10 protein-coding genes and 1 CRISPR repeat array are annotated in these 16,308 nt (G+C 55.1%); of the genes, 3 read left to right on the top strand and 7 right to left on the bottom strand.

The window, feature by feature from the left end; all coding sequences use genetic code 11:
- Positions 1 to 29: 29 nt before the first annotated feature.
- The 3 genes from pglZ to IPM39_26400 all read left to right on the top strand — a co-directional run bounded on the left by pglZ (position 30) and on the right by IPM39_26400 (position 5,206).
- Positions 30 to 2,522: a BREX-1 system phosphatase PglZ type A gene (gene pglZ / locus IPM39_26410; protein MBK8989549.1), complete on the top strand. Its 2,493-nt coding sequence runs from the start codon at positions 30 to 32 to the stop codon at positions 2,520 to 2,522.
- 11 nt (positions 2,523 to 2,533) lie between these two features.
- Positions 2,534 to 4,564 carry a BREX system Lon protease-like protein BrxL gene (brxL, locus tag IPM39_26405; protein MBK8989548.1) on the top strand — a complete coding sequence of 677 codons (2,031 nt, stop codon included), beginning with the start codon at positions 2,534 to 2,536 and terminating at the stop codon, positions 4,562 to 4,564.
- 111 nt (positions 4,565 to 4,675) lie between these two features.
- Complete coding sequence (locus tag IPM39_26400; GenBank protein ID MBK8989547.1) at positions 4,676 to 5,206, top strand: hypothetical protein; 531 nt, start codon at positions 4,676 to 4,678, stop codon at positions 5,204 to 5,206.
- A gap of 160 nt (positions 5,207 to 5,366) precedes the next feature.
- Here IPM39_26400 and IPM39_26395 read toward each other — a convergent pair whose 3' ends face one another.
- The 7 genes from IPM39_26395 to IPM39_26365 all read right to left on the bottom strand — a co-directional run bounded on the left by IPM39_26395 (position 5,367) and on the right by IPM39_26365 (position 16,295).
- On the bottom strand, positions 5,367 to 5,765 hold the full coding sequence (locus IPM39_26395) for a transposase (GenBank protein MBK8989546.1): 399 nt from the start codon (positions 5,763 to 5,765) through the stop codon (positions 5,367 to 5,369).
- Between the two features lie 25 nt (positions 5,766 to 5,790).
- Positions 5,791 to 10,764: a CRISPR direct-repeat array (repeat unit 37 nt; unit sequence GTTTCAGTAATCTCTGGCGATTCTCTGGTGGGGCGAC).
- A 171-nt stretch (positions 10,765 to 10,935) separates the two neighbouring features.
- Entirely contained in the window at positions 10,936 to 11,964 is a 1,029-nt protein-coding gene (gene cas6 / locus IPM39_26390) for a CRISPR system precrRNA processing endoribonuclease RAMP protein Cas6 (protein MBK8989545.1), read from the bottom strand.
- Between the two features lie 23 nt (positions 11,965 to 11,987).
- Positions 11,988 to 12,404: a type II toxin-antitoxin system VapC family toxin gene (locus tag IPM39_26385; GenBank protein MBK8989544.1), complete on the bottom strand. Its 417-nt coding sequence runs from the start codon at positions 12,402 to 12,404 to the stop codon at positions 11,988 to 11,990.
- Complete coding sequence (locus tag IPM39_26380; GenBank protein ID MBK8989543.1) at positions 12,401 to 12,640, bottom strand: AbrB/MazE/SpoVT family DNA-binding domain-containing protein; 240 nt, start codon at positions 12,638 to 12,640, stop codon at positions 12,401 to 12,403. The genes IPM39_26385 and IPM39_26380 overlap by 4 nt, the downstream gene beginning before the upstream one ends.
- A gap of 106 nt (positions 12,641 to 12,746) precedes the next feature.
- Complete coding sequence (locus IPM39_26375; protein MBK8989542.1) at positions 12,747 to 13,436, bottom strand: hypothetical protein; 690 nt, start codon at positions 13,434 to 13,436, stop codon at positions 12,747 to 12,749.
- 65 nt (positions 13,437 to 13,501) lie between these two features.
- Entirely contained in the window at positions 13,502 to 14,479 is a 978-nt protein-coding gene (locus IPM39_26370; GenBank protein MBK8989541.1) for a DevR family CRISPR-associated autoregulator, read from the bottom strand.
- Between the two features lie 31 nt (positions 14,480 to 14,510).
- On the bottom strand, positions 14,511 to 16,295 hold the full coding sequence (locus IPM39_26365) for a hypothetical protein (GenBank protein MBK8989540.1): 1,785 nt from the start codon (positions 16,293 to 16,295) through the stop codon (positions 14,511 to 14,513).
- Positions 16,296 to 16,308 lie beyond the last annotated feature (13 nt).

Genomic DNA, 16,308 nt, shown 5'->3' with positions numbered 1-16,308 from the left:
TAATGGTAGGATTAGAATCAAGAAAAGCTATGAACGAAATCAGCCAAGCCCTGACCCGCCTGTTTGACCGCCACCGCATCATCTTCTGGTACGACGCCAAGGCAGAATTGGGCGCAGAGTACGAGACGTTGACGCTGCCCGACGTGGAGAAAATCAGCCTCGGCGACAACCAGTTTGGCGTCAAACACCGCATCCTGCGCCAGGAACCGCAACAAAAATTCCTGCTCTACCACGCCGGGCCGCCGCCCGAACACCTGGACAACTGGCTGCTGGATGTGCAACTGGCGCATGGCGAGTTTCGCGCCGACCAGATGGCGCTGTGGCTGGCGGAGATTGGGCTGGGAATCGAGTTCACCGATGTCATTGCCCCCCACGTCGAGTTTTTCCGCGCCAGCCAGCGGCGCATGGCGTTGAAGGGGCTGCTGCGGTCGGATGATGGGGCGCGGCAGGTGTTGTTGAAGTTAACGGCCGTTTGCGCCGCCGCCGAACCACGCCTGGATGCCATCCTGGAAAACCTGCTGGCCGAACTGGCCGACGAAGGGGACGACAAACTGCGCCTGATCCAACGCTGCGAATTGGAGCCGTTCCTATGGCAGCAAGCAGAGCGGAGCTATGGCTACCAATCCGAAACGCCCGGTCTGCGCGATTTCGCCATCCACCTCTTCAAGGCCGCTTATGCTCAGGGCGTGGGCGAGACGCCGCGGCTGAACAACGACGCCATGCTCTTTTTGCAGCGCTGGCAAGACAGCGCTCGCTTTCAGCCCGCCTTTGCCACTCTGTCGGCCAGCTATGCCGACTTGTTACAGGTGGAGCGGGATTTGGCGAAACGGCCGTATCGCCAACTGCTCGCCCTCGACCTCTACGAACTGGTGGATCAGAAAATCCTCGGCGACCTGGCCCGTGAAGTGGCCGACCGCACCATAGACGGCCAGACCTGCGCCCAGATTGTGCGCCAGCGCCGCCAGCGCCATTGGTACGGGCGCTATGAACACAGCTATGAGGCGATAGACGCCGCCGCCCAATTTCTTCACACGCTAGACCGCGCCGATTTAACCATCCGCTCCTTTGCCGATGGGTTGGCGCAGTACCAGAAGGCGTGGTTTCTGCTGGACCAGCTTTACCGCGACTTCATCTACCACCTGCGGCAGTCAGGCCAGCCGACGCTGCTGGCGCGGCTGCTGGATGAGGTGGATAACCGCTACAGCAACCAGTTCTTGCTGCCGTTGAATGACCGCTGGCAGGCAATGGTGGATGGGGTGACGGATTGGACGGCCGTTGCCCTCCCTCGTCAGGCCGATTTCTTTGCCGATCAGGTGGCGCCGTTCCTGCGCCGCGACAACAAGCTCTTTGTCATCATCTCCGACGCCCTGCGCTATGAGGCCGGTGAGGCGTTGGTGCGCCTGATCCGCCAGGAAGACCGCTACGAAGCGGAGCTAAGCTGCGCCGTGACCGGGCTGCCCAGCTACACCCAGTTGGGCATGGCCGCCTTGCTGCCCCATGAGACATTGGCGATTGCCGGGGATGGGCAGACAGCCCTGGTGGATGGGCAAAACTCGGCCGGGCTGGAGAACCGGAAGAAGATTTTGCAGGGGGCGGTAAAGGATGGGGGGGCAACGGCCGTGAAAGCCGATGTCCTCCTCAACATGAGCCGCGAAGAAAGCCGCGCTCTGTTCCGCGACCACAAGGCCGTCTATGTCTACCACAACCGCATAGACGCCACCGGCGACAAACGGGAGACGGAGGAGCGTACCTGCGACGCCGTTGCCGAAACGTTGGCAGAGTTGATCCGCATCATCAAAAAATTAGCCAATGCCAACGTCAGCAATATGCTGATCACGGCCGATCATGGCTTCATCTACCAGCACCGGGCGCTGGATGAGAGCGACTTCGCCGGGCAAAAGGCCAGCGGCCAAGAAATTCTCAACCACAACCGCCGCTTTGTTCTGGGGCATGGGTTGGCTGCCGATAACAGCTTTAAGAAGCTGACGGCGGATCAAGCCGGGCTGACAGGCGAGATGGAGATATTGCTGCCTAAGTCCATCAACCGCCTGCGGGTGAAGGGGGCCGGCAGCCGCTACGTGCATGGCGGTGCATCATTGCAGGAGATCATCATCCCCATCATCCAGATCAACAAAAAACGGCAAAGCGACGTGACAATGGTTCCCGTAGACATCCTGCGCGGCAGCAGCGCCACCATCACCACCAACCAGCTTACCGTGCGCTTTTACCAGACAGAGCCAGTAACGGACAAAATGCAGCCGCGCATCTTGCGCGCTGGCATCTTCACCCTGACCGGGCAGCTTATCTCCAATCAACCCACCCTGGTTTTTGATTTCCGCTCCGTCAACGAGCGCGAACGCGAACTGCCGGTACAATTTATCCTGACCCAGGAGGCGAAAGAGGCCGAGGGGCAAGAAGTCATTCTTCGCCTCGAAGAGCGCGTCACCGATACTTCCCACTACCGGGAATATCAGGCCCTACGCTACACCCTGCGCCGCTCTATCACCAGTGATTTTGATTAGACCAACAACCCATGACCGAACTCGACCGAAAAATCAATCAACATTTCCCCGGCCTGGTCGTACGTAAAGACCTGGTCAAACTGGTCAAAGGCAACGCCATTGTGCCTTCCTATGTGCTGGAATACCTCCTGGGGCAGTATTGCGCCACCGATGACGAGGCCAGCATCCAATCCGGCGTGGAGACGGTGAAGGAGATATTGCGCAAGCATTATGTCCATCGCAACGAGGCCGGGCTGGTGCGCTCCACCATCCGCGAAAAGGGGCGGCACAAGGTCATTGACAAAATCAGCGTAGACCTGAACGACAAAAAAGACGTGTACGAAGCCAGCTTCACCAATTTAGGCATCAAGCAGTTGTTGGTTGATCCCGATGTCGTGAAGCGACATCCCAAACTGCTGGTCAGCGGCGTCTGGTGTATTGCCGACCTGGAATATATGTATTCCGAGGATAAAAACGTCAGCCCCTTCGTTATGGAGACGATTAAGCCGATCCAGCTATCCCACTTTGACTATGACACCTACCTCTCCGCCCGCCGCCAGTTCACCACCGAAGAGTGGATAGACCTGCTGCTGCAAAGCGTGGGCTTTAATCCAGAGCATTTCGGCCAGCGCAGCAAGTTGATGCAGCTTGTGCGGCTGATCCCCTACTGCGAACGCAACTACAACCTGATCGAATTAGGCCCTAAAGGGACAGGCAAATCGCACATCTACTCCGAGTTTTCGCCGCACGGTATCCTCATTTCCGGCGGTGAAGTGACGGTCGCCAAGCTGTTTGTCAACAACGCCAGCGGCCGAATTGGGCTGGTAGGTTACTGGGACACGGTCGCCTTCGATGAGTTCGCCGGGAAAGCGAAGCGGGCCAACAGCGCCCTGGTAGACATTCTCAAAAATTATATGGCTAACAAATCCTTCTCGCGGGGCATTGAAACGCTCGGCGCGGAGGCTTCGATGGTCTTTGTGGGCAATACGCAGCACACCCTGCCCTACATGCTGCACCATTCTGACCTGTTCGATGAACTGCCCCGACAGTATTACGATTCCGCTTTTCTGGACCGGCTCCATTTCTATATCCCCGGCTGGGAAGTGGACATCATTCGCGGCGAGATGTTTTCTGACGGCTATGGCTTTGTGGTGGATTATCTGGCGGAAATTTTGCGCAACTTGCGCAACCACGATTATTCCCATCACTACACCGCCCATTTTGAGTTGTTGGAAGAGATTTCGACGCGGGACAGAACGGCCGTGCAAAAAACATTCTCCGGCCTGATGAAAATCTTGTTTCCACATGGGGAAGCCAGCCCGGAAGAAATCGAGATGATGCTGCGCTTTGCTATTGAAGGGCGCAAACGGGTGAAGGATCAACTGCTGCGGATTGATAATACCTATACGGCCGTGCAGTTTGGCTACCGCACGGGCAGCGGGCAAACGGTCACGGTGCCGACTCTGGAAGAAGAGTTGTATCCGCAGTATTACCACCGGCAGGCCGGGGTAGCAGCCCCTGACGCTGAGCAAACTGATGAGGCTGCGGGCGCATCTGATGAGACCAGTGTGCTAAAAGAGAAGCATCTGGTTTTCAAGGAAAATCAACGCGGTGTCAGCTACGACAACCTGTTCGGCCCTTACCTGAAAGGGGCGAAACGAATTGAGGTAACGGATCCCTATCTGCGTAAACGCCACCAGATTCGCAACTTCATGGAGTTTCTGGAGACGGTTGTGCGACACAAGGCGGAAGGGGAGGAAGTGGAAGTCCATCTGGTAACGATTCAAGATGAGTTCAGCGACAACCAGATTGACTCTTTCCAGCGGATTAAGCAAGCCTGCGACACGGTGGGAATTCGCTTCACGATGGTCTTTGACCCCATCGGCAAGCTCCACGCCCGGCATATCATCACTGATCATGGTTGGAAGATTTCGCTAGATCGGGGTCTGGAAATATTTCAGTATTATGAAATGAATGAGACCTTTGATTTTACCAACCGGCTGCAACAGCAGCGGGCGTGCAAAGCTTTTGAGGCGACGTTTTTGCGGCTTGGGGGTGGGTAACGGCCGTTTCCCCTCCCCTTTTCCCGTATAATGGAAGCAAATAGGCGCTATTAAGAGTGTGATGGTAATGACTAAACCTCTCTATGGTTGGTCGTTACGATATGTGAATGAATGATCCAGCAAGCTGAACAGGTTGCTTCGGAAAGAGAACTGCTCGCTGAACTGGCAGTGCGCAATCTGCATATCGTTGTCGGTAGCCAAAGCAATGTTGCCATAGGGCGTTTGCCGACCGACGTTTTGCTGGCGGGGCTGGTGCAGAATGAGGCGGCACGCCTGCATCCGGTGCTCATCGCTCTGTTTCTTTACCAGCCGGAAACGGCAACGGCCGTTCCCGCCGCGCTGCGCCAACTCACTGAGGTGCAGCAGATAAGTCTGAAACTGTTCTACACAGCGGCCGTTCTCTTGCAGCAGATTCATGGCGATCAACTGCGCCAACACCTGCCCAACCAACGGCCATTACCTGATTTGTTTGCTGCTTCGTTTGGCCTGGATGGTACGGGCGTTCCCCAGGTGCAGCTACAGCAGTTGAGCGCCCATCATCGTGAATCAAGCGGCGTCAAAGCCAATTGGTTGGATTCTTATCACTACGCTGCTGATCGCTTGCTGACAAGATTGGCCAAGGAGGCCGCATGGGCAGCCTAGCAACCGACGAGATCGAAGCATTTTTGCGCCGCCTGGGCGACCGTTATCCCCCCACTTTATCTTTTGGGCGGCAGCGCCCTCACCCCGGCTGATCTGCGCTCTTACTTTGTTGAGGTGAAGCGCAATTCCAACCATGAACCCGATATAGTGACCCCTATTGTCAAGACCACAAATCAGCAAAAATAAGGTGGATACTTTTGACATTAATGATGGTGCTACGAGACGGGTCAACCAACGGCCGGCAGCCCCTTCTGTAGACAACGGCCGGTGTCAGGTCTTGCAGGCTTTGATGCGGCCGTTCATCGTTGTACAGGCGGAAGTAATCGTCCAGCCCGGCGGTTGAAGCCGGGACGGTGGCGTACTCCTTCAAATAAACGTCTTCGTGCTGGACGCTGCGCCAAAGGCGCTCGACGAAGATGTTGTCCAGGTAGCGGCCACGGCCATCCATGCTGATGCGGATTCCTGCCGCCGCCAGTTCACTGGTAAAGGCATGGGCTGTAAACTGCGCGCCCAGGTCACTGTTGAAGATGTCTGGCTGATGGGGCGACAGCACAGCCACGCTTTTTAGCTGGTCTACAGCAGGGGTTTCAATAATCTCTGGCGATTCTCTGATGGGGCGGCAATGGCCAAGGGTGATACAAAAACAGCAGTTCCAAGGTTTCAGTAATCTCTGGTGATTCTCTGGTGGGGCGACGACTTTGAGCCGTGCCAAGAGTACGATCCGGTCACGTTTCAGTAATCTCTGGCGATTCTCTGGTGGGGCGACGTTCAAACCCAAGATAATCACCTGTTATCCACGTTGTTTCAGTAATCTCTGGCGATTCTCTGGTGGGGCGACCCCGCGCACAATCCCCGGCGACATGGAGCAGCCAGAGTTTCAGTAATCTCTGGCGATTCTCTGGTGGGGCGACTTATTCAATCTATCTAATAGGAAGATGGACGGAGTGTTTCAGTAATCTCTGGCGATTCTCTGGTGGGGCGACGCGATCTGCCAGAAGATTGTCAAATAGCAGTCAAGTGTTTCAGTAATCTCTGGCGATTCTCTGGTGGGGCGACGATGGTATCGTTCCCGCGCGTTTCCCGCCCACCCAGTGTTTCAGTAATCTCTGGCGATTCTCTGGTGGGGCGACGCCGATGGTAGCGCGTTGCCATCGGATTGTTTGGTGTTTCAGTAATCTCTGGCGATTCTCTGGTGGGGCGACGGTGGTCGAGCGCGGCCACGCCTTCGATGAGCAGAGTTTCAGTAATCTCTGGCGATTCTCTGGTGGGGCGACGTTCCCTGTACTTACCTGGAGTTCCAGCATCTCAATGTTTCAGTAATCTCTGGCGATTCTCTGGTGGGGCGACCAGCTACTACGATTGACGGCGCAAAAGCAATAGACACGTTTCAGTAATCTCTGGCGATTCTCTGGTGGGGCGACCGCAACCGCCCCTGAGGATGTGTCGGGAAACATTGATGTTTCAGTAATCTCTGGCGATTCTCTGGTGGGGCGACCGAGGGTACAAAGATGTGCTTTGGGTCGGCTTTTATGTTTCAGTAATCTCTGGCGATTCTCTGGTGGGGCGACATCGGAAAAATCACGAACGGTAAAATTTACTTGTGAGTTTCAGTAATCTCTGGCGATTCTCTGGTGGGGCGACCGATGGCACGTTCCCGATGTACTTGCCGCCATTGTAATGTTTCAGTAATCTCTGGCGATTCTCTGGTGGGGCGACGGCACATAGTAACGCAGACTGTATGATGCCCCGTAGGTTTCAGTAATCTCTGGCGATTCTCTGGTGGGGCGACGGCACATAGTAACGCAGACTGTATGATGCCCCGTAGGTTTCAGTAATCTCTGGCGATTCTCTGGTGGGGCGACTTTAGTCGGTGCAATCACCCTGTACGTCATGCAGTGTTTCAGTAATCTCTGGCGATTCTCTGGTGGGGCGACCATGGTCCAGCCGGTTGCCCGTTCGTAGTCCTCAAGTTTCAGTAATCTCTGGCGATTCTCTGGTGGGGCGACGCTGATTTCACAAATGCGCGTCACCGGGTCGTAACGTTTCAGTAATCTCTGGCGATTCTCTGGTGGGGCGACCGCCCCACCCCAAAAGACGCGCCGGGAAGTTGTGCGTTTCAGTAATCTCTGGCGATTCTCTGGTGGGGCGACAGCCAGGAGTTGAGGAGCCTTGCGCCCCGCTTGTGGTTTCAGTAATCTCTGGCGATTCTCTGGTGGGGCGACCTGTCAGGCCAGAAGTAAACTCCCGACGTATATATCGTTTCAGTAATCTCTGGCGATTCTCTGGTGGGGCGACTGCGCTTCCATCGGCCAGACCCAGGGCAACCTTATGTTTCAGTAATCTCTGGCGATTCTCTGGTGGGGCGACACTATTTCAGAGTAGTCAGACTCAATATCAACAGAAGTTTCAGTAATCTCTGGCGATTCTCTGGTGGGGCGACGGAGACAACATACCGACCAAAAAGATAACGATAAAGTTTCAGTAATCTCTGGCGATTCTCTGGTGGGGCGACCTGCTATTTGGGCTATTAGGTCTAGTTCTTTTGAATGTTTCAGTAATCTCTGGCGATTCTCTGGTGGGGCGACCCTACCCCACAAATTTTATGTCCCGTATCACTATACGTTTCAGTAATCTCTGGCGATTCTCTGGTGGGGCGACCAAACGAGATAAAATGCGCGCTACTGTCTGGTGGTGTTTCAGTAATCTCTGGCGATTCTCTGGTGGGGCGACCCGGGTTTCGATTATGGCGTATATGTGATGACAATCCGTTTCAGTAATCTCTGGCGATTCTCTGGTGGGGCGACGATGGAACCCTTTTCTATGGCGAGTCATTGCAAAAAGTTTCAGTAATCTCTGGCGATTCTCTGGTGGGGCGACGGCGGCCCGGTCAACTTTTATCGTGGGACAATCGTGTTTCAGTAATCTCTGGCGATTCTCTGGTGGGGCGACTTGTCAGGCCAGAAGTAGACCCCGGATGTGTATATCGTTTCAGTAATCTCTGGCGATTCTCTGGTGGGGCGACCTCCCCGCAACCAGTAATCCCTATAAAAATCGAACGTTTCAGTAATCTCTGGCGATTCTCTGGTGGGGCGACACAAAGCTGATTTGCGGGCTTTCCGGGAGCGGTTGTTTCAGTAATCTCTGGCGATTCTCTGGTGGGGCGACTTAGAATCCCACCTGGGAGAGTTAACACGGTTGTTGTTTCAGTAATCTCTGGCGATTCTCTGGTGGGGCGACGCGAACTATTCCCGGTAACGCCTATCGGTTACGAATGTTTCAGTAATCTCTGGCGATTCTCTGGTGGGGCGACTCTGGATAGAAAACAAGAAAGCAGCCCATACCTGAGTTTCAGTAATCTCTGGCGATTCTCTGGTGGGGCGACATACTCTGGTACACGGGTGTCTGGCCGATATACACGTTTCAGTAATCTCTGGCGATTCTCTGGTGGGGCGACAGCATCTTGCCGTGAACCCAATTGTTGACGGCTTTAGTTTCAGTAATCTCTGGCGATTCTCTGGTGGGGCGACCAATCCCGCATGGCCTTAAGGCGTTCAACAGCTTCGTTTCAGTAATCTCTGGCGATTCTCTGGTGGGGCGACGAAACCATCAAAAAGGCCAACAACAACGGTATTAAGTTTCAGTAATCTCTGGCGATTCTCTGGTGGGGCGACATCAGAGTATGAAGAAGAGGAGTAGCAGACTGGTGTTTCAGTAATCTCTGGCGATTCTCTGGTGGGGCGACAAAATCGTGCGTGCGTGCTGCGTGCGTGCGTGACGGTTTCAGTAATCTCTGGCGATTCTCTGGTGGGGCGACGTGATGGAGTATGGCTATGCCATCGTGTATGTGGTTGTTTCAGTAATCTCTGGCGATTCTCTGGTGGGGCGACGCAACCCCGTTTCCCGCTGTGCAAATGGATTCACAGTTTCAGTAATCTCTGGCGATTCTCTGGTGGGGCGACGTCGGTGGTTGGCCTGGCCGGTGGCTTGTAGACCTGTTTCAGTAATCTCTGGCGATTCTCTGGTGGGGCGACAAAACATGTTGACCTTAAAGGGGCCTTCGGTTGGTTGTTTCAGTAATCTCTGGCGATTCTCTGGTGGGGCGACTGTTTTGCGCGTGCCAATTCCCCAACAAGACAGTCTGAGTTTCAGTAATCTCTGGCGATTCTCTGGTGGGGCGACCTTGCCACATGGTCGGCGTGGGAACGTGATGGACTGTTTCAGTAATCTCTGGCGATTCTCTGGTGGGGCGACACCCACCGCAGCCGCCAATAGACGACGAACCGCTTGTTTCAGTAATCTCTGGCGATTCTCTGGTGGGGCGACATATTAGATGTGCGGGTTGTAACACATGGCGGGAGTTTCAGTAATCTCTGGCGATTCTCTGGTGGGGCGACAGCGCCACATTTTCCTGTGACATGTGGTAACGTGTCTGTTTCAGTAATCTCTGGCGATTCTCTGGTGGGGCGACATCGGCAATCTGGCCGACGGTGGGAACGGCCATGTTGTTTCAGTAATCTCTGGCGATTCTCTGGTGGGGCGACCGTCGCTGCTGCGCGAAACTCACAAGCTAGTGGATGTTTCAGTAATCTCTGGCGATTCTCTGGTGGGGCGACGCCAATACCAGCAGCAAGCAGGTCAGGTGCGCCAGGTTTCAGTAATCTCTGGCGATTCTCTGGTGGGGCGACATTACAAAGCTGATTTGCGGGCTTTCCGGGAGCGGTTGTTTCAGTAATCTCTGGCGATTCTCTGGTGGGGCGACCTCGACAGGGTATTCGTCACCTGGGGCAATGAACGTTTCAGTAATCTCTGGCGATTCTCTGGTGGGGCGACCGCAGCTCCAAACAAGTCGCAGACCTCCTATCATCCTGTTTCAGTAATCTCTGGCGATTCTCTGGTGGGGCGACCCACACTACGACGGCATAAGGCGGCATATTGTTGTGGTTTCAGTAATCTCTGGCGATTCTCTGGTGGGGCGACATTGAAGAATACTGGAACGGCACAAATAGATAACGTTTCAGTAATCTCTGGCGATTCTCTGGTGGGGCGACATGCCAAAAAGCAAAAGGGGCGTGGGCGTGGTCTACGTTTCAGTAATCTCTGGCGATTCTCTGGTGGGGCGACTGTGATGTTGGCTATTGCGCGTGACCTGCCCTCGACGTTTCAGTAATCTCTGGCGATTCTCTGGTGGGGCGACTGTACAAAATGGCAGCGGCGGACACAAGCGGCCGTTGTTTCAGTAATCTCTGGCGATTCTCTGGTGGGGCGACGTTCGCTCATACCTGCACCTCTGAATAAATAAGCCGTTTCAGTAATCTCTGGCGATTCTCTGGTGGGGCGACTTGGGCTGGACAACAGCCCGGCCCGCCCTACTCAGCCGGTTTCAGTAATCTCTGGCGATTCTCTGGTGGGGCGACCTATATTGCATTCTCTTTGTCTGCTTGCCCAGGTGTTTCAGTAATCTCTGGCGATTCTCTGGTGGGGCGACGACCATGTGATGCTCCCAATCTCCGTAAAATCAGGTGTTTCAGTAATCTCTGGCGATTCTCTGGTGGGGCGACCGCCCGCGTTTTTTGTTGTTAATGGTTCATATTTGGCCTGCAACGGCCGTTTCGACCGTTACAGGCCAATCTCGTAGGTCAATTGTATCTTGATTTCGCTGAATATGTGGTTGTTAACGAGCTTTTTTCGCAAATCGGTTTTTGCGTCAAAACGGGGGGGATTTGCGATGGTCAGATCGCGGCTTCCCACAGGTGGTCGGCGCGCAGCCAATCCCAGTAGGCAGGCCAGTTTCCACCCCCTAATTCGTAGATACCGTTGCCTTTGACAACCGATTTTCCGACGTGGGTCGCCTGACCCCATACCAGCCAGGGCAGCAGTTCAGCCCAATCGTCGCTGAGGTAAACGGCCGTGCCGGTAAACCCACTCAACGGCGTTTTCTCGTCCTTGCGCCCGGAGTATACCCACATTTCTTGCCAGTTGGTTTGCGCATCTACCAGACGAACGCTGTCGGCCAGGGCGTGAAGATGGGTCACCTGGGCCGGGTCGCGCCGCTCTTGCCCGGCAAATTGGCGGCCTAGTTCGTCTATGCGGTAGAGCAGTCGCCGGAAAAGGACGGAGAAGTCGGGCAGTTTGTAGAGCTGCTGCTTTTCTTCCAGCCGTGTGGGGGTGAGGAAATGGAAGGCGAGATGACGGCCGTTGAGGTTTTGATGGTGCATCTGGCTGATGTGGTGAACGGCAGTCTCATCTACAAACAGATTGGGCACAGTCACGAAGGAGTCACCGGGGGCCAGGCAAGATTGTATGTCGCCGCGCAGGGGGTCTACGGCCGTTATCCTGTCCACGACAAATCGCCCCATCCCTTCGCGCCGGCCGGGGCCGATGCCTTCGCTTTGTCCGGCTTCGTTGGCGGCCAGGACGACGTAGGGCAGGTAGTGGAAGCCGTCACCGAAGAGGGTGAGGGCGAAGCTGAAGCGTTCGCCTATTTTCAGGTAGCTGCGCGGTGGGATAGGCGGCGCGACAGCGTAGGCGCGGATGACGGTGCCGGGGTCGAGGTTGGCCGAGAGCAGCCAGCAGGCGGGACAGGTGGCTGCGTGGGCGGGGTCGGGAGGGAGGTTGGTGCGGTATTCGGGGCAGGTGGAGCGGCGCATGACGTTGGCGAGGGCGTTGCGCAGGTTGTTACCGGCGTAATGGCCCCCCATTTTGATGGGTGTAGTGGCGGCGCAGTCGAAGCGAAGGTGGGTGAGTTGCAGGTTGGTCATGGCTTGATAGTGCTGCTTTGGTTTTAGGCGCGGCTTATCGCCTCCAAACGAAGGGTGTCTGACAGCGCGAGTAATTCCGGATCGCCGGTTAAGAGGGTGGCGGTATGGTCTTGGGCTGCGGTGGCGGCAAAAGCATCGGCGTAGGACACGGGATGTTTCATTTTGAAGGCAGCGGCAGCGAGAACGGCCGTGTCTGTCGCGGGCACGATTTGCCAGGGCAGTTGGCGAAGGGCGGTGAGGGTTTGCTCTGCTTCGTGTTGCCCTTTGGCGCGGCCCACGATGTAGAAGACCTCGCCAAGGTTGATAATGGAGAGGAGCAGTTCAACGTCGGTCTCACGGGCAGCCGCGTCCAGCAGGTCTCGCACTCTGGCGGCGGCTGGCTCTTCCCCTTGCAAGAAGGCGAGAACAGCCCAGGCGTCCAGGACAAATCGCTGCGTCATCGGCGGTTGTCCCTGGTTAGTTCCTGGGTATGTTCCGCGGCCAGGTCGGCCAGGAGGTCGGATTCGCGGTATTTGCCGTAGAGGGCATCAATAGGGGAGTACCAATCTACGGGTTCTAGCATGATACGGTTGCCTTCTTGGTAAACGTTAAACGCATCGCCGGGTTGCAGCCCCATGGCAGCGCGAATGGGTTGAGGGATGATAAGTTGGCCTTTGGAAGATAGTTTGACAACCATATGCTTCTCCTATTCGTCTTACTTATTTTGTTTATTGTAAGACGGTTTATGGTGGTGGGTCAATGGGTGAACGGCCGTTGGTGAGGGCAACCAACGGCCGTTTGGTTTAGCCGGTGTGTTGGTAGAGAGAGTAGGCGCGGCTGGATTTCGCCAGCCGGTAGGGCAAGACCACATGCCGCACCACCCGCTTTGGCTTTTTACTGTCGTAAATGTTCGCCTCCTCAAACTTCATCTTCGGATCGCAATCGTCTAGTTGTTGTACCAGGCCATTGAGGGGGAAGCTGCTGACATCGGCCGTCAACAACACAAAGCCAGCGCTGTCGGCCAGGGGCATGGGAGGGGCCAACAGTTGTACAAAGCCGCCGCGCTTGCCCAGATAACTAATTTGCGCCAGCCAATCGCCAAGCTGCGCCGCCTGCCCATCGGGGACAGCAAAGGCCAGGGTGATCGGTTGTGGATGGTAGACATATTCACGATAAGCGATGGTTTTCTGGAAGGGGCCTACATCAGCAGAACCGGGTGTAGCCGGATTGCGGCGCAGGCGCAGAATTTTGGCAAATAGATTGGTAACGACGATTTGCGCGGGCAACTGAATGCCAATGCCCATGTCGCGTATCCAGGGCCACGCTTTTTCCGCTTGTTGGAGACCACTGGTGCGGATGGCGGCGTCGAGAACGGCCGTTTTCAGCGCATAAGGCGACGGCAGCAGCAAACTTTTGCCCCCGGATGAGGTTGTCCAGGACGGCCGTAAGCTAAACAGTGTCGTCGGCTGGTAAATTGCTTGTATCCATATCATGGTTGGTCACTCGCATGGGCAGGTGGGGAGATTGGTTCAATCTTTAAGATTGAACCAATCTTGCTTCAACCTGCATAATGCAACGTGTACGGTGTGGCGCTCTGAATGAGGTCGCGCACGGTTTGGGCGTAGCCGTTCATGGAATTAAAGGAATGGGCAGTGAGTGCGCCAGGGCGGATGCTGTTCAGCGTTTCGCACAGTCCGACCAATTCCTCATCGTACCGTTCATTCAGTGGGCTGAGGGTGGGCGCGGGGATGACGTTTTGGCTGACGGTGATCACCCCGGCCACGTCTACGATGTGGGGGGCTTGGGTGCCGCGCATGGCTCCGGCCGGCTCCATGAGGGTGTAGAGCAGGGCTTCGAGCAAGGCTTTCAATCGCGCTTGCCGCTGGCTTTCATCCAACACGTAGGTTTGGGTAATGTCGTTGAAGCCAATACGCGCCGCCTCAATGGTAGCGACCAGGGCGTACACGCCGCTGTTGGCCGGACGATGGAAGATGGCCTGGCCCAAATTTGCGCCACGCGCTTCTTCGCCCTTTTCGGCGTCGCGCTGCGCTTTGCCCCGTTCGTTGGAATACTTGACGTGAAAATAGCTGTCGGAACGGGTCAGTTCGGGCAAACCGACCACCCATCCAAACTCAACCACCGATTTGCGCGGCAAAGATTTGGAACCGGCAGTGATCAGGTTGCCCAGCATATCATCCATAGCGCATGTTTCCAGCATCAATGTTAACGAGTCGGCGTCGTTCATGTTGGCGATGGCGGCCATGTAGCTTTCATCGGCGCTGATGCGGTTGGCGTTAAAGGTTTTACAACCAGCGCATAGGGGCAGGCCGTTGGCGGTAGCAATGCGGTGCAGATGCTCGGCCAGGATGTGTTTGATCATGTCGCCGGAGATGGCATTGACGTTTTTCAGTTCGCCATTGCCATCCACGATGTTGACCATGCGGGTTTGAATCTGGTTGCCTTCGCCCCCTTCGTTGTTCAGGCTGTGCATATCCAGGGTAAGTTGAGCAGAGAGGGAAATGGAATAAATGGACACGGTAAGAATCTCCTTTTAGTTTGTTGGTTTGTTAGTTTGTTGGTTCACCGGCTTCGTCCAGGCGTGGTTCGCGGGCGTAGCCGTAGGCGACGAGCAATTTGGCAATGAGGTCAGAGCCATGCTGGTCAATCAGGCGCAAAATCTCTTGGATGTCGCCAGTTTGCACACTTTTCCGGTAGGGACCAGAGCGATTTTCCATGACCTGGGCGTTTTCGGCATTGTATTTATGCAGAAAATCGCTGAGGGCGGCGACAAATTCGTCGGGGTATTGTGATTGGCGAACCAGATCGCGTCCCAGGCCATAACGTACATCGTAGCGACGGTCGTTTTGCGCTTTGCGGTATTGGGCCACAACGGTGCTTTGACGGATCGCATAAGCAATGTTAACAAAACCGGGGGACTCTAAAATCTCACTGAGTTTAGGTTGAACAGCCACAAGTAACCTCCTTAAATTGCGGGTTGAAAATTTGCGTGGCGGGAAACCAGGTTTTTCCCCCTCGCTGATAAGCCAACTGCTATAGGCAGTGGTGAATTCAAAAAATGGGGCCAGATTGTCGGCGACGATGAAGTTGCGGTATTTCATGAGCAGGTCAAGTTCGTCCCCTCTGTTTTCTTCAAACTGACGGATGATCTCTTCATGCTCCAGCAACACATCCTGATAAGTTTCCACCTCCGTATCTTGGTGGATAGTGACCCAACCGGGTAGATTGAGAAAAGCCAGGTTCATAGTCGTAACGGCATTGCCCAGGTCTTTATAGAAAGCCACCTGAAAGCCATGCATGAAATCGGCCGGCCTATACCCGCCACCGAACATTTCTCGCTGCCACCGCTCTTCTTCGCTTTCGCCCTGGCTGTACTGACTGCGGGAGAGGAAGGCTTGCAGGTAGCGCATCACGGTGAGGATGTCAGAACGCACGGCCGTTTCGTCAAAACGCATCCGATTACGAAACTCGCTTTGAACGGAGCGGGCGAAGGTAGGCGTCATACGGCCGTAAACCGGCACATACGTTTTGCGATCACCTACTCCTTTCAGGGTGCGCGTAAAACCGATTTCATACAGGCCAAGCGCCTTAAGCCATTCCAACAACCAAAAGTTGTCCAGGTTGCCCAGGCCAACGCCATCCGGCTGAGGGCGATTAACGCCTTTGCCTTGCGATGGGTTGTAAAACTGGCTGGCGGTGGCGTCAATTTGCTTCCAACCATTGGCCTTTGCCACGTTTTGCCAGGTGGATCGCGCCGTGGCTACGTCATTGGGCGATTGATGAAACATCTGGCAAAGAAGATGGGCAACCGTGCCCGTCAATCCGGCTGCGCCTACCGCATACCATTGGGTCATCAAGCCATTGTAGCCAATAAGGGCGGCAGGGTTAATCATGCGGAAGATGTCCCAATCAGCATGGGGCGCAGGGGGAAGGCTTGCTAAAGCGGGGTGCGCTTCGCCAATTATGTCGGCACGCTTGGCCGTTTTGTCCAAACCCTTATAGGCTTCGATGTACTGGTTACGTTTTTCCTTCTCGCCTTCATAGCTGACAAAGGACATTGGCGGCAACTCCGGCAAACCAGCCTGATTTTTCGTGGTTTGGATGACAGGAGCAGGGTAAAACGGCCGTGTATCCATTTGTACACGCCCCAAATCCAGCGGTGGATCGCATTCAATGGCGTAGCTGTACCCCGTGTCAAGTTGAGTAATAACAGGCTTGACGCCCTGCTGAAAGTACAATTCTTGCAAAACGAGGATAAACCCAGCCCCTAGCAGTTCGTCAGCAAAGGTTCCTGTCAATTTGTCAATGTAAAAAACAGATTGCAGTTCAATCATATGCGCCTCTTGG

Source organism: Candidatus Leptovillus gracilis, assembly GCA_016716065.1.
Taxonomy (GTDB): Bacteria; Chloroflexota; Anaerolineae; order Promineifilales; family Promineifilaceae; genus Leptovillus; species Leptovillus gracilis.
The sequence above is the reverse complement of the archived record's forward strand: the minus strand, read 5'-3'. Positions and strand labels throughout refer to the sequence as shown.